This is a genomic window from Vibrio sp. YT-17, assembly GCF_033337375.1.
Classification (GTDB): Bacteria; Pseudomonadota; Gammaproteobacteria; order Enterobacterales; family Vibrionaceae; genus Vibrio; species Vibrio alginolyticus.
This window is the reverse complement of record NZ_JAWOQP010000002.1, coordinates 154,123-168,661: the sequence shown is the minus strand read 5'-3', so window position 1 is coordinate 168,661 and position 14,539 is coordinate 154,123. Positions and strand designations below refer to the sequence as shown.

Here is a 14,539-nt window from a genome sequence, read left to right as displayed (position 1 = left end):
GATTAGCAATGTATTACGACTCAAAATCGCCATAGATATCGATGGTTAAGTCACGCTTTTTCAAGTATTTGCTCGGCGTTTTTCGTAGCTGCTGTTTGAGGGTGCGAATCAAATGCGATTGGTCACTGAAACCAAATTGTTGTGAGAAACTCGCCCAATCAATCGCCTCTTGTTGCTTGTAGAGGGTAAAAATCATCTGCTCCAGACGCGCCATTTGTTGATACTGCTTAACGCTCAACCCCACCACTTGCTTGAAACTGCGCTCAAGCGTTCTTCGAGAACAGGCGCACTGTTTGGCTATCTCATCAATATCCATCGCTAGTTCAGGTGAGCGTAGTGCTTGAGCGTCCATCACGGATACCGCTTTTTGCGATGCCAAAAACGGTTTGGTACGGCAAGGGTCGGTATCTAACGCATCTAAATGTTGTTTGATGTAGCTCAGCAAACATTGCGGTGAATCCTGCAACTCTAACTGCCATAGACCTTGTTGAAAGCGCTCATCAAACGCCGCGTTAAGCCAATCAAACCATTCGCATTGGTTAATTGCAGCTACTTGGGATGCATCACTAAACCGTGATTCAATGGCATACAAACCCTCTGGGCGAAAGGTGATACCAATACGCTTGATGGGTGCCCTATCTTCCAACAACAGCAAATGTTCGTTAGCCGTTAATAAATGGCAGCCTTTGCCAGCAAGCTTAGTGTCTCTCGTGTCGTAGCTGTAGCCTTGCTCTGATGGCGTAAAGAGTAAATGAGCACGCGGGTTTGGAATAAGGTGCGGCTTGGGGTCAATGACTTCACCCTCTAGCACTTCCAAGTACCAAACTTGATGAACGAGCCATTCGTACTCTGGCATAGACTGTTTCCAAGCTATCATGATTGTCCTAGCGGTTAGTAAAGATAATGAGCACAACGTTTTTGCTTAAACATCTGTTCGTTGAGTGTGACTGATTGACGCTCATCTCGCCACGCATTTCTCACCCTACTCCCTTGCAAGCTTGTTGGATTGCGGTAGGCTTTGAGCAGAGAATACAAGCTGAACAGAACAAGGAAATACCCCGATGCGCGTCGACTACCACCAACGACTGGTTCCTGTGATTCGCTTTTTAGAGCAACACTTTAATGAACCACTCAACCTGCCAGAAGTGGCCGCGCTGGCGAACCTTTCCCCTTATCACTTTCATCGCACCTTCAAAGCCGTGCAAGGCGAGACATTGGCTGATTTCATTCGACGTTTGCGTCTAGAAGCCGCCGCCGATGACTTATTCAAATCCAAGCAACCAGTATTGAACATTGCCCTAGAGTACGGATTTTCTAGCTCACAGAGCTTAGCCAAAGCCTTCAAACAACATTATGGCGTTACACCTACGGCCTTTCGTGACTGCGAAAACTATCAGCAATTTTCTGAATTAGCACGAAACAGCAAGATTGGACACACGTTGCGCAAGAATGGAAACGAAGTAACACCAAGCGATTCATATACTGGCTCTGAACTCACCAAATGGAGCACGACAATGGAAACGCAAAACTTTGAAAAAGCAAAACTGGCTTACATTCGCGTAAACGGCCCTTACGGGCAAGGCTATGAAGAGCCATCAGGTCGCCTGTATCAATGGGCAGGAATGAAAGGTTTGGCGGGCAATACCTGCATCTTCATCTACCATGACAATCCTGAAATCACGCCAGACGAGAAGTGTCGCACTGATATCTGCTTGATGGTGCCAGAAGATACGGAAGTTCCAAAAGGCATTGAGCTGCAAGACTTCCCCGGTGGTCAATATGCGGTGATGCGCCAGCACATTACTGACCCGAGCCAATACTCAAAAGCATGGGATGATGTCATGAGCAAGGTAATTGAATCCGGTATTGAGAACGACGACCGTCCTTGCTTTGAGCTTTACCACAGCTTTGACCCACAAACGCACCATGCAGACGTTAGCTTCTGCACTGCCATCAAATAAACCAAAAGCCTGCATCGTTGCAGGCTTTTTCATTTCTTACTCTGGTTGCTTAAATCCGTTCTTCCAAACGCTGTTTATCTTTTAATCCAATTACTTAGAACACGAATGAATACCTCAGTGTTTTCGTGATCCTACTTCGCGTTTTGACCACGCGCGTTCATTTGCTCGGCTGAGTTGGGATTCATTTCACAGATTATTCATGAAGCGAACCTAGACTGAAAAAATTCTATCGACCCCGTTAGACCTACAACGCTAGGCACAATAAAAACTAGGTACTACAGCACCTCTAGGACATTCCATGAAGAAGAACTTACTTGCCATTGCTCTTGGTAGCGTAATTGCGCTGACTGCTGCCCCATACTCTATCGCGGCTAACGATGCTGCTATCCAATCTTCCGCCGACTACTCACAGATCGTCACCAAACGTCAGGTTGTCGACCAACTGCTGAATGACGCGGTACAAGCATTCAAATCCCCTGCGCGTATCTCGCATGCGGGTTTTACCGCCAAAATGCCGAGCAACATGGAGATTGTTACCGACCGCTTACTAGAAGCCTACAAACTTGAGCCGTACCGCACTGACCTACTGATTTCTGCGGCAAACGCACAGATCTACAACAAGAATGCAGACCGCGCGATTGAACTATTTGAACAAGCTCTTTCTGTCGCACCAGACGATGTGGATTTGCACGCTTACTTAGCGGTATGGCAACGCTTTGAGGGCAACCAAGCAGAATCAGCGAAACACATGGCGACGCTCATGAAGCTCAATGCAGGTAAAGCGGCAGATATCCAACGCATCTTCGACACCGTAGACCGCGTACTTGCAACGCCACTAAAAGAGAAAGCCGATAAAGGCAAACTGGATGACAAAGGCGCTATAGTCACGTTGGGATACGCGCTGAACCCAGATGGTTCAATGCATCAAATCTTGGTTGAGCGTCTGGAAACCACGCTAGCAATGGCGAAAGCAAATCCAGACGCGTTGATCGTATTAACGGGTGGTGTACCGAAGAACCACAAAACCGAAGGCAAGTTAATGGCGGATTGGCTGATTGAAAAAGGCATCAGCAAAGATCGCATCATTGAAGAAAACTACGCCACCAGCACGGTAGGTAACGCTCTATTTAGCAGCTACGCATTGGCGCGTCATAACATTAAACACGCGACCATCATCAGCTCAGCGAGTCACGTGCGCCGTGGTCAAACATTGTTTGAAATCGCAAGTTGGCAAACTGGCCCACAAGGCATCACTTTCGACACCGTAAGCTACCCAGACAAGCCACTGAAAGACTTAGCCAAAGCCAGCGATAGCGAACTGCTTGGTATCTACCGCGATGCACTGCGTACATACGGCATGTGGAGCTACCGCTCTTACCCGCTAGAGTCGCGTTAAGTATTCTCGACTCATACCAATCAAAAAAAGCCTGCGCACTTGCAGGCTTTCTTGTCTTTGTAACGTGGTAAGAACCGCTTAAATTGCTTCGCCGTTTACCGTTACTGCCACATCAATGTTGCCACGAACTGCGTTTGAATATGGGCAAACTTGGTGTGCAATGCGCGTTAGCTCTAGCGCTTGTTCTTGTGGCATGTCTAGCTCTACCGCTAGGCTCACTGTCAGTGCAAAGCCACCGTTATCATTTGGACCAATGCCCACTTCTGCCGTTACAGGAGCGCTTTTCAGGTTTACTTTACCTTCACGTGCTACGTGCAAAATCGCGTTAGAAAAACACGCTGAATAGCCCGCTGCGAACAGCTGTTCTGGGTTAGTTGCTGCGCCTGTGCCGCCCATTTCCTTCGGGTATGACAGCTCTAGATCGAGAAGACCGTCATCAGTTTTTACTTGACCATTACGACCAGCCAAAGCGGTAGCTTGAGTTTTGTATAGAGTAGTCATGCGAGTGTCCTTCTTAATTTAAGTTGCGCACAATTTAATTGCTTGCAATCTTACATCGAAGTGAAGATAGTTTGCAACTATATTGTGCACAATTTATTTTATAACTCTCTTTCTCTGTAAGCAGGTAGGCAACACCAATGAGCCAGTGTTACACCGACAATACCATGACCGACAACGATAAACTCTTACTCGAAAACCAAGTTTGCTTCCCGCTCTACAGCGCAGCAAATGCAGTGATCCGAGCTTACCGCCCGTTGCTGGACGAGCTTGATCTGACTTACTCGCAGTACTTAGTGATGATGGTGCTGTGGGAGAAAGACGGTGCCAGCGTGAAAGAGCTGGGATCACAACTGCATTTGGACTCTGGCACACTCACACCGCTGCTCAAACGCTTAGAAGCAAAAGGTTATGTAGAACGCGGCCGAAGTGAAACCGATGAACGCGTTCGCGTACTCAACCTAACAGAACAAGGTCGTGACCTTAAAGAACAAGCCAAGTCAGTGCCAAACGCCATGATGTGTAAAATCACCTTAGAGTTGGATGAAATGATCATGCTGAAGAAGTTGTGTGGCAAAGTGCTCGACAATCTGAGCTAAAAAATAGAAGCATTCGCTTCCCAACTTCCTATTAGAAAGAGCCTGCCGAGATGCAGGCTCTTTCGATCTTATTCAGACGATCCACTTAAGGTCATCACCGCTATTCTCTATTGCTACTCTGCCTTCATCTTCAATAAAACCTATCAAAGGAACCCCTCTTACATCGGATTTCCCTATCAAGTGAAATAGGAAATGGCTATCAATAGGATAGTTACAAGCGATTTTCCTTAAACACACTCCGATGAGAATATACTTTCCGAAAGCAACAACAGCTCAGCTTAAAACATTCAAAGGAAAGTAAATTATGATTAATACTCAAATCAAACCATTTGCAGCTACAGCGTACAAAAACGGCGAATTCGTTGAAGTAACAGAACAAGACGTTCTAGGTAAATGGGCAGTATTCTTCTTCTACCCAGCAGACTTTACGTTTGTATGTCCAACAGAACTGGGCGACCTAGCAGACCACTACGAAGAGCTACAAAAACGTGGCGTAGAAGTTTACTCAGTATCAACTGACACACACTTCACTCACAAAGCATGGCACGACAGCTCAGACACAATCGGTAAGATTCAGTACTACATGCTTGGCGACCAAACAGGCAACATCACAAACAACTTCGGTGTGATGCGTGAAGGTCAAGGTCTTGCAGACCGTGCAACGTTCCTAATCGACCCAGAAGGTACTATCCAAGCAATGGAAATCACTGCTGAAGGTATCGGTCGTGACGCAGAAGACCTACTACGCAAAGTGAAAGCAGCTCAATACGTAGCAGCACATCCAGGCGAAGTTTGCCCAGCTAAATGGAAAGAAGGTGAAGAGACACTAGCTCCATCACTAGACCTAGTTGGCAAAATCTAAGCCACTGAAATTTAAGTTCTAATCAGTTCCGATTTCCTTTTTCTGATTAGAACTGAATTAGAGAGCACTTCAGGTTAGATACCTTGACGACCTTCTGCCTGATTTGCTTTCTCCCCCTCAGGTTTTATCTACAGTAACCACTTTTAATATTTTTAGGGTAGTAACAACTATGTTAGACCAAGCGATCCAACAACAACTCAAACAATATCTGGCTAATGTAAAAGAAGAAGTTCGTTTAGTGGTTAGTCTAGATGAAAGCAAAGCATCGAATGACATTTTGTCTCTAGCGAACCAAATCGCAGAGATGAGCGACCTAATCACCGTTGAACGTGACGACAACGCAAGCGCACGTAAACCAGTGATGGCGGTAACTAACCCAGCAAAAGGCACAGCACTACGCTTTGCAGGCTTGCCAATGGGTCACGAATTTACCTCTCTAGTATTGGCACTGCTTCATTCTGGCGGTCACCCAATCAAACTAGAACCAGAAGTGATTGAGCAAATCGCAGCACTAGACAAAGATCTAGACGTAGAAATCTTCATTTCACTTTCGTGTCAAAACTGTCCGGACGTGGTTCAAGCGTTCAACATGATGGCGGCGATCAACCCGAAAGTAAAAGCAACCATGATCGACGGTGGTTTGTTTCAAGATGAAGTGAAACAACGCGACATCATGGCCGTACCAAGCGTATTCGTGAACGGTGAGCTATTCGGTCAAGGCCGTATGTCTCTGACTGAAATCCTAAACAAAGTGGATGACGGCGCGAGCGAGAAAGCCGCGAAAGCACTGAGCGAAAAAGACCCATACGATGTACTTGTTGTCGGCGGTGGTCCTGGTGGTAGCGCAGCTGCACTATACGCTGCTCGTAAAGGTATTCGTACTGGCGTTGTTGCTAAGCGTTTTGGTGGTCAGGTTATGGACACCATGGCAATCGAGAACTTCATTTCGGTAAAACGCACTGAAGGTCCAAAACTGGCAACAGACCTAGCAGAACACCTAAAAGAATACGACGTAGACGTCGTGACTGAGCAACAAGCTGAGAAGCTAATGGGCGCAGCACACACTGAAGATGGCTTGATTCACATCCAACTTGAAAGCGGTGCAACGCTGAAGAGTAAGAGTGTCATCCTAAGCCCTGGTGCACGCTGGCGTGAAATGAACGTTCCGGGTGAGCAAGAGTACCGTAACAAAGGTGTCGCGTACTGCCCACACTGTGACGGTCCACTGTTCAAAGGCAAGAAAACTGCAGTTATCGGTGGTGGTAACTCAGGCATCGAAGCAGCTATCGACCTTGCTGGTATCGTAGAACACGTAACGGTTCTTGAATTCGCAGACGTACTTCGTGCAGACCAAGTGCTTATCGACAAAGCGAACTCACTACCAAACGTAGACATCATCACGATGGCGCAAACAACAGAAGTAGTGGGCGACGGTACTCGCGTAACAAGCTTGAAGTACAAAGACCGCAACACAGACGAAATCAAAGAGATTGAATTGTCAGGTATCTTTGTTCAAATCGGTCTAGTACCGAACACAGAATGGCTAAAAGATTCAGAAGTAGCGCTATCTGAGCGCGGCGAAATCGAAGTCGGCAGCCGTGGCGATACTAGCCTAGAAGGTGTGTTCGCAGCAGGTGACGCAACAACCGTTCCTTACAAACAGATCATCATTGCGATGGGTGAAGGTGCAAAAGCAAGCTTAGGCGCATTTGACTACCTAATCCGTAAGCAAGGTTAATCTCCAATTTCTTGAGCACAAAGCGCACGGTGCTGTGTTTTCTTCCCCGGAAAACCAATCGGGGCACCGTGACAGCGATGAGTAACAAGAAATAAAATCAAAAAACCTAGAAGCCCAAAGACTTTGCCAGCAGGTATTAACTGCTGGCTTTTTTGTTTTTTTTTGGGGGGGGGAAACAAATTATTACTAGAAATAACAGCGTAAAATAAAGCTGCCGAAATACACTTAGGGTGAAACATTGCGGGCTTTAACTCGTTTCTACTGCTTCAAATATCAGGCCTTTTAGCTGACAACGATGGTAAATTTCATACAAACCACCTAATTCATCATTGCAGTAAACACCGCTTCCGTTATTTTCAATCCTGAACAAGCCTCCGGATTTGATTGATTTACTACTCAACACTAATTTTTTAAACCGCTTTACACGACTTGGCTTACCATTAGCTCTTACATTTAACACAGTGCGATCCTTATCAATGGCATCGCAAGTTTTGAGTATGTTTATAGCATACCAACGCTCGCCAGCGACGCGTAATGGCAAAAACTCACAACTGGAATCAAGAGCTTCGTTTATTTGATTATATGCGGACTCAGAACAAGCAAACTCGCCTGCACGCCAGATTGCAAAATCAGGTTTTGTTGTAAGCATGTGGTTATCACTCACCCACTCCAAATCAATAATCATCCAAGTATCAGCGACACGCTCACCACATAACTCCCGCAAATCGCCATCCGAGTATTGTATAGAAATCTCTAGTTGAGTTTCTTGTAAAAAAGGGAAATTCTCAACATCATGATTAAGTGTAAAAACTTTCATCTTTTGCTTACTTAAATCAAACGGTTAACTGGAAGTCCCCCATCATGTAACATCTTTCCAATCTTGCACAAGGTTTCAATGATTTCTGTGTGAGCCAACTCTTCAGTGTCAGCTGCCTGACCTTTATAAATGGCGTCTACAAATAAAATCAAAAAAGCCCTTTACCTCAACTTTACTTGAGGTTTTAGCATATTCATCGTTGGCTAGAAAATGACAAAAAGGAGCACATCATGATCCAACTAGAACATATTAACTTAGTCGTGAAAGATATCCCTGAAATGCTGAAGTTTTACCAAACTGCATTTCCACATTGGTACGTGCGTGATGAAGGTAAAGGCGAATGGAGTGGCAAGCCAAGAAACTGGCTACATTTTGGCGACGAGTATCAATACATAGCCATGAGTGACCATGGCGAAGGAGAAAACCGCGAGTTGAGCGGGCACCAAGTTGGGCTAGCGCATTTTGCTTATGTGACCAACAACGTCGATGCAATCATCAAAAGACTAACCGATGCAGGTTATCCGATTGCCCAACCTGGTGCTGATGAACCATATCGCAAAAATGTGTATTTTGTTGACCCTGCAGGTTTTGAGATTGAATTTGTTGAATACCTGGCGGATGACCCAAAACTTCGTAACCTGACAAGCTAAAAGAGATGTAAATAATAAAACGCCAGCAGATAGTGACTGCTGGCGTTTTATTTTTTATCTATCGGGCTTCTTTATCGCATTAGCGCTGTTTGGCAAAAACCTGAGTCCAGTAATACCCGTAACGTGCAGAGTGATTTTCGACAAGCGACGCGCCCATCTGATCAAAATCCGCACTCATGATATTAAGGCAGTGACCTTCACTCGATAACCAAGCATTCACGACGGCGTTAATGGTGCTTTGCCCTACGGCGACATTCTCACCAATGGCGCTCCAAGCATAACCCGTAGCGTTAACTCGATCTGACATTTTGCTGCCATCAGAGCCTGTGTGGCTCATGAAATCGCTGTTCGCCATATCGCTTGAATGTCGATAAGCGGCGCTTTCCAAATCGTAGCTCCAAGTCAGGGCCCCAACAGGTGGCATGGTGGTTGCGCCACACTGTTGTGTAGTAGAGCGAGCGCTGTTGACCGCTGCAAGCATCTGCTCGGCAAATGTGCCTTGTGACGATGTGGAACCTGTGTTTTGTGAGCCGCTTTCTGCTGGGGCTGACGACTCCCCATCGCCGCCACATGCGCTGAGAAGTAGGGCCAAAGCAGGCACTAAGATCTTAGTTGGCATTGTCTTTCCTTTATGAGTGACGAAGAGCAAACTGCGCTTTTCGATAATAACGCCCAATAAACTAACAAAAACCAATAAAAGCGTCATATAGCTTAGGGGGTTTTAACCAAAGACTCACATGAAGTTTTCAATCGCCTTGGTTCGGTCGATAAATCGGCAACGTTTCAGCCCAAGTATGGAATGGCGTTTCATCCATATCCTGTATTGCTTGAGTGATAAAATCGATGAACACCCTAACTCGTGCAGGCACATAATCCCGGTTGGCATAGAGAAGATACACGCCATTTCCTGCTTGGCGCATGCTCGGAAATATCGGCACTAAACGCCCCGCTTTAAGCCAGTCTCTCGCGATAAAATGAGGGATCTGAGTTAATCCTAAGCCTTCTGCGCAAAGCTCTGCCATGGATTCACCGTCATTTACAATGTAGTTTCTTTCGGGGTCATATTCACTCGCACCGTCTGGTTCTGGCATCCGAATCGGCAACAGTTTCCCCGTTTGTTTAAAACGAAAACGAACCCAAGAATGGTCATTGAATACATCCGGGCCACTCGGAACACCATGGCGCGCTAAGTAATCCTGACTGGCACAAATGATAAAATCGATAGGGCTCAGCTGACGCACAATCAATTGACTATCGTGAACGACACCAGAGCGAATCGACACATCAATACCTTGCTCAATAATATCAACGTAGGCGTCATCGTAATGAATATCGATAGTGATGTTAGGGTAGCGGCGACAAAACTCTTTTAATAAAGGACGAATATAGAGGCGACCGTACGAGACTGGCACATTAATCTTAAGCTGCCCTGAAAGCGCATCATTGTGACTTTTTAATGAATCCTCACATGCCGCCAGCTCCTCCAGTACAAACCTAGCAGTATTTGCGTACCTACGACCAGCTTCTGTCAGGCGGCTCTGTCGCGTAGAACGTTGAAAAAGCTGTATACCCAAATCGCTTTCAAGACGATGTATGGCTTTACTCACGGTCGAAGGGTCAGTGCCATACACTTTGGCAGCCGCAGCAAAACTACCGCCATCTAAAGTGGCAATAAAAAATCGTAGGGACCGTATCTTATCCATATAACCAATGAACTCTATTCATGAATTTTATTCACTTTAGTAAAGACCAAGTGGCTCTTCAATCACTAATTAGCCTAAATATAATGAACCTCAATAACTTGATGCTCTGTTAGCGAGGAAAAAACCATGGGTAAAAACGGATTGAAGAATGCACTACAACTATTGATAGCGACACTAGTCCTATTCTTTGGGGTGCTTCAAACAGCACATGCCGCAGATAAACGAATTGGTATTCTGGTTTACGATGGCGTACTGACCTCTGATGTTACTGCTCCTTTAGAGGTTTTTGGCGTCGCAAGTCGTCTCACTTGGTTTAGTGATTATGACGTGCTCACCATTTCCGTCTCAGATCAGAAAACCATCACCACTGAAGAAGGATTAAAAATTGGTGTGGATGCTTGGATTGGTGATCTGCCGGAACTCGACGTATTGGTTTTAACATCCAGCTATGACATGGATGCACTAATCGAAAATAAAGATCTCATTCACTTTATTAAAACTACCTCAAAGGCGGCAGATTGGATGGCAAGTAATTGCTCTGGCGCGTATTTGTTAGCCGAAGCTGGCCTTTTAAACGGCAAAAAAGCAACAACTTGGGCCGGAGGTGAAAACGGCTTTCAAAGAGATTACCCAGCAGTCAAAGTACAAGTCGACCAGAATTTTGTCATTGATGATGGCGTTATCACTTCGAACGGTAGCCTAGTTAGCTATCAAGCTGCTCTTAAGCTACTTCACCTTATGACTTCAGAGTCTAAAGCTCAGGAAGTCGCAGATGCCATCCAGTACTCACGTTTTTCCAACCAACCATTTTAAGCGTGTAAGAAAGTAATCAGAGCCACCCTTCGATATTTCGAAGGTTAACTCTTCGAATTTATCTTCCTAATCGAACAACCCTTTTTATCACTGTAAAAGCGATAAAAAGGGTTGTCGTTCATCTGGCAGACACAACGTGCTCTCCAAACTTTTTATCTTAATGCTATGGAAAAACATAAACGTTACGAAGCACTGACGAAAGATCGATACCAAGAGATCTACCGTCTCGCGTATTGGTTATGCAAAGATCACCACCTTGCTCAAGATTTAGCGCAAGAAACCTTTCTGAAAGCGTGGCGATTCTTTGATAAATTAAATGACCCCAACGCCGCGAAGTCTTGGCTCATTACTATTTTGCGTCGTGAGAATGCTCGGCGCTTTGATAGAAAACAGTACGATTTTGTCGACATTGATGAGTGTGCAATACAGACAAAAACCTACCCTGGCAGTGACTACGACATGGCCCAAGATTGGCTTCAAAAACAAATGATGATTCTCGAACCCAAATACCGAGAGCCGTTGCTCTTGAGCTTAGTGGCTGGGTTGAATCATGATGAAATTGCCCAAGCCTTGAGGCTCAACCACAACACAGTGGCGACTCGATTATTCAGAGCGCGTAATCAGATCATCGCACAGAAGGAGAGTCATTAAGACACAAAAAGTAGTCAATCATGTAAACTAACTGGCTATGCTCCGGTCTATTTCATAAGTCGTTACACAACTCGACGCTTTAACGCTTTACATCAAGCGCGACTAGATGAACACTTCTTGTCAAAGTACAATAACAGCCGACATAGAGTAGAGTCAGTAAAACATTATGAGTAACACGACGGCGAAAAAGCCGAATCCCTTATTTGAAATCCTTTTCAACGTATTTATCCCTTCCTTCATTTTGATGAAGTTTAGTGGCGATGAGCATCTAGGGACAGCAATGGCGCTGGTTGTCGCTTTGCTATTTCCTATCATTTATGGCGGTATGGACCTTGTCCGTAACAAGAAATTTAACTTTATTTCTGCTCTGGGCTTTATCAGTGTTCTACTAACTGGTGGCATCGGCTTGTTAGAGCTTGATACACGCTGGTTAGCACTAAAAGAAGCCCTGATTCCTGGCCTGATCGGTTTAGCGGTTTTGGGTTCAACGTTTACCCGCTACCCACTGATGCAGAAGTTAGTACTGAATAACACAGTGTTGAATCTCGCGTTGATTAACCAACGTTTAAAAGAAAATGGTAAAACCGATGCGTTCGAACGTTGCCTTATGTCTTCTAACTACCTGTTTGCAAGTACTTTTGCGTTCTCATCTGCAATGAACTACTTCCTTGCGACTTGGATTGTGACTAGCCCTTCTGGTACTGCTGCCTTTAACGAAGAGTTAGGAAAAATGACGCTGTACAGTTACCCAATGATTGCCATCCCAAGTATGTTGATGATGTTCGGTATTTTTTATTACATTTGGCGTCAAGTACGTGCGATGACATCGCTCGAAACAGAGCAAATCTTCCATCTAAAATAGCCCAATCATTACAAGTAAACCCATAAAAAAGGGAGGATTTTATCCTCCCTTTTCTCAACAGGCTCACTGTAATTCACAGCGTCAAAATGATTTTTCCTGACACTGCTGACGAGCGTCGCTCAACCATTTCAATCGCTGTTTGAAAGTCCTCTAACGGCAGATCATATGCAACGTTTAACTTTATGTCGCTGCTAATAAAGTGTTCTAACATTTCAGCGAACACCGTCTTTCTCCCACCTTTACCTACCGATTCTTCCCAATACCGCAAAAAGAATGTACTAAAGTCGATGTTGTTGGCCTCCATCGATTCAAAAAACCCAGGCGTATAAGGCGTTAACGACAATGTTCCGTAGTTAATGTATTGGCCGTTTTCTTTCAAGGTACGAATGAGATCCGTGCCAGCCTCACCACCTATCGCGTCCAGAGCGACCGTTGGTTGTGGCAGTTGGCGCGTTTGCAGCTGCGCTTGTAAGTCTTTCTTCGCGTCCAACACTGGAATCGTATCGTACGGATACTTTTCTGGCTTTGAAGTCACAGCAATCAGTGTAAAACCCAGTGAGTGAGCAAGCTGGGCGAATATCTTACCGATCGCTGACCCTGCCGCATTGATGATCACCACATCGCCTTTGTTCAACTTCGCCACTTTAGTGGTGATAACCCACGCGGTTAGCGCGTTGATGTACAATTGGCAGGCATAGCCGTTCTCCAAACTCTCAGGTAGCGGAAAAAGATTCTCAGGCGAGGCATCTATGTAGTATTGCCAAGTACCACTCATCGCCACCAACACCTTTTGCCCAACTTGAAGGTCAGTTTGACCAACTGCACTGACTTCCACCACACGCCCAACCGCTTCAAATCCCGGCACGCGAGGTGGTACGTGAACGCGGCGGTATTGCCCAACACCATGAATGGAAAGCAAGTCACTTGGGTTAATATTGGTGGCTTCCAGTCGCACCCGAACCTTGCCCTGAGCAAGCGGTTTGAGGGGCTCTTTTTCCAACGACAGCGACGTTTTGGGTTGACCAAAACAGAATTGATTCACTCGAGTATTTATCGTTGGTGCCATTGTTATTCATACCATGTAATTGAAATTCAAAAAGGAAGTTTCGCGACTTCTACTCAAAAGCATTAAGTGAAGTCGAAGCTCTGTATTTCTACCTGCGCGATGCGCCGTTCACTCTAAACTGTTGTGGCGTCATATCAAAATAGGCTTTAAATGCTTTGATGTAGGATGAGTCATTTTGATAACCCACTAGGTCTGCAATGGCTTGGATTGGCAACGATTCATCTAACAAAGAAAGCGAGTAAATTAGCCGAATTTGTTGCCGCCAAAGTAGAAATGAAGTGTTGAATTCCTTGGCGAACAGCCGTGATAAAGTACGCTCAGACGCCCCAATTTTCTCCCCCCACTCTTTTAGCGAACAGCTCAACGCTGGCTCGTCAGTCAGTCGCTCGAAAATCAGTTTTAGTCGTCTGTCTTGTGGCAGCAATAACTGAAATGTCTGCACGTTGCGTTTCAAAATTTGATCATGCAGCACCGCCAGTAAATGCAACACTTCTTCGTGGCTTGTCTCACCTTCACACAGTCTGCGGATCTCTTGTAAAAGCTCATTTAAAAACGACGTTAAAGCAATGGTTCTCACTTGTGGCTCGTACGTCGCACCAAACTCAGGGTTGAGGTAAATGCCAACAAATATCGTATTGCTTAGAGCAATCGACTCGTGTTGAACACCCGCAGGAACAAATAACGCAGAGGTGTGCGGAACCAAGTGCTGATAATGCTCCGTTTGTGTTTGCAATAACCCTTTGATAGGAAAGATGATTTGATGCCAAGTGTGTTGATGCAGCGCATCAATGTAACCTTTTGGCATGTCGATGGTTTTCACTAAAACAGGAGAATGGGGATTCGCGGCCATCATCTCATTGGAGGTGACGACGCCTGACTTCGAATCAATTTGGCGAGTTAGCATTGTTAGTTGTCTTTTCATC

Annotated in this window: 17 protein-coding genes; 9 read left to right on the top strand and 8 right to left on the bottom strand. The window is 45.4% G+C overall.

Annotated features, from left to right (window positions below; all coding sequences use genetic code 11):
• Window positions 1-13: 13 nt before the first annotated feature.
• A complete protein-coding gene (locus tag R7F67_RS02855) occupies window positions 14-877 on the bottom strand; it encodes a helix-turn-helix domain-containing protein (RefSeq protein WP_042522249.1) in 864 nt (287 codons plus the stop codon).
• A 184-nt stretch (window positions 878-1,061) separates the two neighbouring features.
• Here R7F67_RS02855 and R7F67_RS02850 point away from each other — a divergent pair, with 184 nt between their 5' ends.
• Both R7F67_RS02850 and R7F67_RS02845 read left to right on the top strand, forming a co-directional pair.
• A complete protein-coding gene (locus tag R7F67_RS02850) occupies window positions 1,062-1,961 on the top strand; it encodes a GyrI-like domain-containing protein (RefSeq protein ID WP_042522251.1) in 900 nt (299 codons plus the stop codon).
• A 298-nt stretch (window positions 1,962-2,259) separates the two neighbouring features.
• Window positions 2,260-3,357, top strand: a complete 1,098-nt coding sequence (locus R7F67_RS02845; protein ID WP_017634518.1) for a YdcF family protein — start codon at window positions 2,260-2,262, stop codon at window positions 3,355-3,357.
• Window positions 3,358-3,435: 78 nt separating this feature from the next.
• Here R7F67_RS02845 and R7F67_RS02840 read toward each other — a convergent pair whose 3' ends face one another.
• Entirely contained in the window at window positions 3,436-3,858 is a 423-nt protein-coding gene (locus R7F67_RS02840) for an organic hydroperoxide resistance protein (RefSeq protein ID WP_005374640.1), read from the bottom strand.
• A gap of 137 nt (window positions 3,859-3,995) precedes the next feature.
• Here R7F67_RS02840 and R7F67_RS02835 point away from each other — a divergent pair, with 137 nt between their 5' ends.
• The 3 genes from R7F67_RS02835 to ahpF all read left to right on the top strand — a co-directional run bounded on the left by R7F67_RS02835 (window position 3,996) and on the right by ahpF (window position 7,054).
• Entirely contained in the window at window positions 3,996-4,454 is a 459-nt protein-coding gene (locus tag R7F67_RS02835; RefSeq protein WP_206949177.1) for a MarR family winged helix-turn-helix transcriptional regulator, read from the top strand.
• Window positions 4,455-4,758: 304 nt separating this feature from the next.
• The gene (gene ahpC / locus R7F67_RS02830; protein ID WP_005374632.1) at window positions 4,759-5,316 is read left to right on the top strand and encodes an alkyl hydroperoxide reductase subunit C; all 558 of its coding nucleotides are present in this window, start codon (window positions 4,759-4,761) and stop codon (window positions 5,314-5,316) included.
• Between the two features lie 169 nt (window positions 5,317-5,485).
• Window positions 5,486-7,054, top strand: coding sequence for an alkyl hydroperoxide reductase subunit F (ahpF, locus tag R7F67_RS02825; protein ID WP_005374617.1), 1,569 nt, complete (start codon window positions 5,486-5,488; stop codon window positions 7,052-7,054).
• Here ahpF and R7F67_RS02820 read toward each other — a convergent pair.
• Together R7F67_RS02820 and R7F67_RS02815 are read right to left on the bottom strand one after the other, a co-directional pair.
• A complete protein-coding gene (locus tag R7F67_RS02820) occupies window positions 7,051-7,293 on the bottom strand; it encodes a hypothetical protein (RefSeq protein WP_318056876.1) in 243 nt (80 codons plus the stop codon). The genes ahpF and R7F67_RS02820 overlap by 4 nt on opposite strands.
• Window positions 7,294-7,301: 8 nt before the next feature.
• Window positions 7,302-7,871 (bottom strand): imm11 family protein, encoded by a 570-nt coding sequence (locus tag R7F67_RS02815; RefSeq protein ID WP_053350147.1) that lies wholly within the window; start codon window positions 7,869-7,871, stop codon window positions 7,302-7,304.
• Between the two features lie 230 nt (window positions 7,872-8,101).
• Between R7F67_RS02815 and R7F67_RS02810 the strand changes: the two genes are divergently transcribed.
• Window positions 8,102-8,521, top strand: a complete 420-nt coding sequence (locus R7F67_RS02810) for a VOC family protein (RefSeq protein WP_005374615.1) — start codon at window positions 8,102-8,104, stop codon at window positions 8,519-8,521.
• A gap of 79 nt (window positions 8,522-8,600) precedes the next feature.
• Here the strand turns inward: R7F67_RS02810 and R7F67_RS02805 are convergent, their stop codons facing one another.
• Together R7F67_RS02805 and R7F67_RS02800 are read right to left on the bottom strand one after the other, a co-directional pair.
• Window positions 8,601-9,140 (bottom strand): CAP domain-containing protein, encoded by a 540-nt coding sequence (locus R7F67_RS02805; protein WP_005398264.1) that lies wholly within the window; start codon window positions 9,138-9,140, stop codon window positions 8,601-8,603.
• Between the two features lie 127 nt (window positions 9,141-9,267).
• Window positions 9,268-10,224 (bottom strand): LysR family transcriptional regulator, encoded by a 957-nt coding sequence (locus R7F67_RS02800; RefSeq protein WP_054576541.1) that lies wholly within the window; start codon window positions 10,222-10,224, stop codon window positions 9,268-9,270.
• A 126-nt stretch (window positions 10,225-10,350) separates the two neighbouring features.
• Here R7F67_RS02800 and R7F67_RS02795 point away from each other — a divergent pair, with 126 nt between their 5' ends.
• From R7F67_RS02795 to R7F67_RS02785, 3 genes are all read left to right on the top strand, one after another.
• Complete coding sequence (locus tag R7F67_RS02795; RefSeq protein ID WP_005374612.1) at window positions 10,351-11,037, top strand: DJ-1/PfpI family protein; 687 nt, start codon at window positions 10,351-10,353, stop codon at window positions 11,035-11,037.
• Window positions 11,038-11,157: 120 nt separating this feature from the next.
• On the top strand, window positions 11,158-11,688 hold the full coding sequence (locus R7F67_RS02790; RefSeq protein ID WP_255209459.1) for a sigma-70 family RNA polymerase sigma factor: 531 nt from the start codon (window positions 11,158-11,160) through the stop codon (window positions 11,686-11,688).
• A gap of 166 nt (window positions 11,689-11,854) precedes the next feature.
• Entirely contained in the window at window positions 11,855-12,550 is a 696-nt protein-coding gene (locus R7F67_RS02785) for a VC0807 family protein (RefSeq protein ID WP_017820075.1), read from the top strand.
• 73 nt (window positions 12,551-12,623) lie between these two features.
• Here the strand turns inward: R7F67_RS02785 and R7F67_RS02780 are convergent, their stop codons facing one another.
• Window positions 12,624-13,616 carry a zinc-dependent alcohol dehydrogenase family protein gene (locus tag R7F67_RS02780; RefSeq protein WP_047102450.1) on the bottom strand — a complete coding sequence of 331 codons (993 nt, stop codon included), beginning with the start codon at window positions 13,614-13,616 and terminating at the stop codon, window positions 12,624-12,626.
• 88 nt (window positions 13,617-13,704) lie between these two features.
• The gene (locus R7F67_RS02775; RefSeq protein ID WP_025768697.1) at window positions 13,705-14,520 is read right to left on the bottom strand and encodes an AraC family transcriptional regulator; all 816 of its coding nucleotides are present in this window, start codon (window positions 14,518-14,520) and stop codon (window positions 13,705-13,707) included.
• Window positions 14,521-14,539 lie beyond the last annotated feature (19 nt).

Bases quoted from the DNA above. Each gene is read 5' to 3' on its own strand.
- R7F67_RS02855 (WP_042522249.1), bottom strand. From the start codon at position 877: ATGATAGCTTGGAAACAGTCTATGCCAGAGTACGAATGGCTCGTTCAT.
- R7F67_RS02850 (WP_042522251.1), top strand. From the start codon at position 1,062: ATGCGCGTCGACTACCACCAACGACTGGTTCCTGTGATTCGCTTTTTA.
- R7F67_RS02845 (WP_017634518.1), top strand. From the start codon at position 2,260: ATGAAGAAGAACTTACTTGCCATTGCTCTTGGTAGCGTAATTGCGCTG.
- R7F67_RS02840 (WP_005374640.1), bottom strand. From the start codon at position 3,858: ATGACTACTCTATACAAAACTCAAGCTACCGCTTTGGCTGGTCGTAAT.
- R7F67_RS02835 (WP_206949177.1), top strand. From the start codon at position 3,996: ATGAGCCAGTGTTACACCGACAATACCATGACCGACAACGATAAACTC.
- ahpC (WP_005374632.1), top strand. From the start codon at position 4,759: ATGATTAATACTCAAATCAAACCATTTGCAGCTACAGCGTACAAAAAC.
- ahpF (WP_005374617.1), top strand. From the start codon at position 5,486: ATGTTAGACCAAGCGATCCAACAACAACTCAAACAATATCTGGCTAAT.
- R7F67_RS02820 (WP_318056876.1), bottom strand. From the start codon at position 7,293: ATGTTTCACCCTAAGTGTATTTCGGCAGCTTTATTTTACGCTGTTATT.
- R7F67_RS02815 (WP_053350147.1), bottom strand. From the start codon at position 7,871: ATGAAAGTTTTTACACTTAATCATGATGTTGAGAATTTCCCTTTTTTA.
- R7F67_RS02810 (WP_005374615.1), top strand. From the start codon at position 8,102: ATGATCCAACTAGAACATATTAACTTAGTCGTGAAAGATATCCCTGAA.
- R7F67_RS02805 (WP_005398264.1), bottom strand. From the start codon at position 9,140: ATGCCAACTAAGATCTTAGTGCCTGCTTTGGCCCTACTTCTCAGCGCA.
- R7F67_RS02800 (WP_054576541.1), bottom strand. From the start codon at position 10,224: ATGGATAAGATACGGTCCCTACGATTTTTTATTGCCACTTTAGATGGC.
- R7F67_RS02795 (WP_005374612.1), top strand. From the start codon at position 10,351: ATGGGTAAAAACGGATTGAAGAATGCACTACAACTATTGATAGCGACA.
- R7F67_RS02785 (WP_017820075.1), top strand. From the start codon at position 11,855: ATGAGTAACACGACGGCGAAAAAGCCGAATCCCTTATTTGAAATCCTT.
- R7F67_RS02780 (WP_047102450.1), bottom strand. From the start codon at position 13,616: ATGGCACCAACGATAAATACTCGAGTGAATCAATTCTGTTTTGGTCAA.
- R7F67_RS02775 (WP_025768697.1), bottom strand. From the start codon at position 14,520: ATGCTAACTCGCCAAATTGATTCGAAGTCAGGCGTCGTCACCTCCAAT.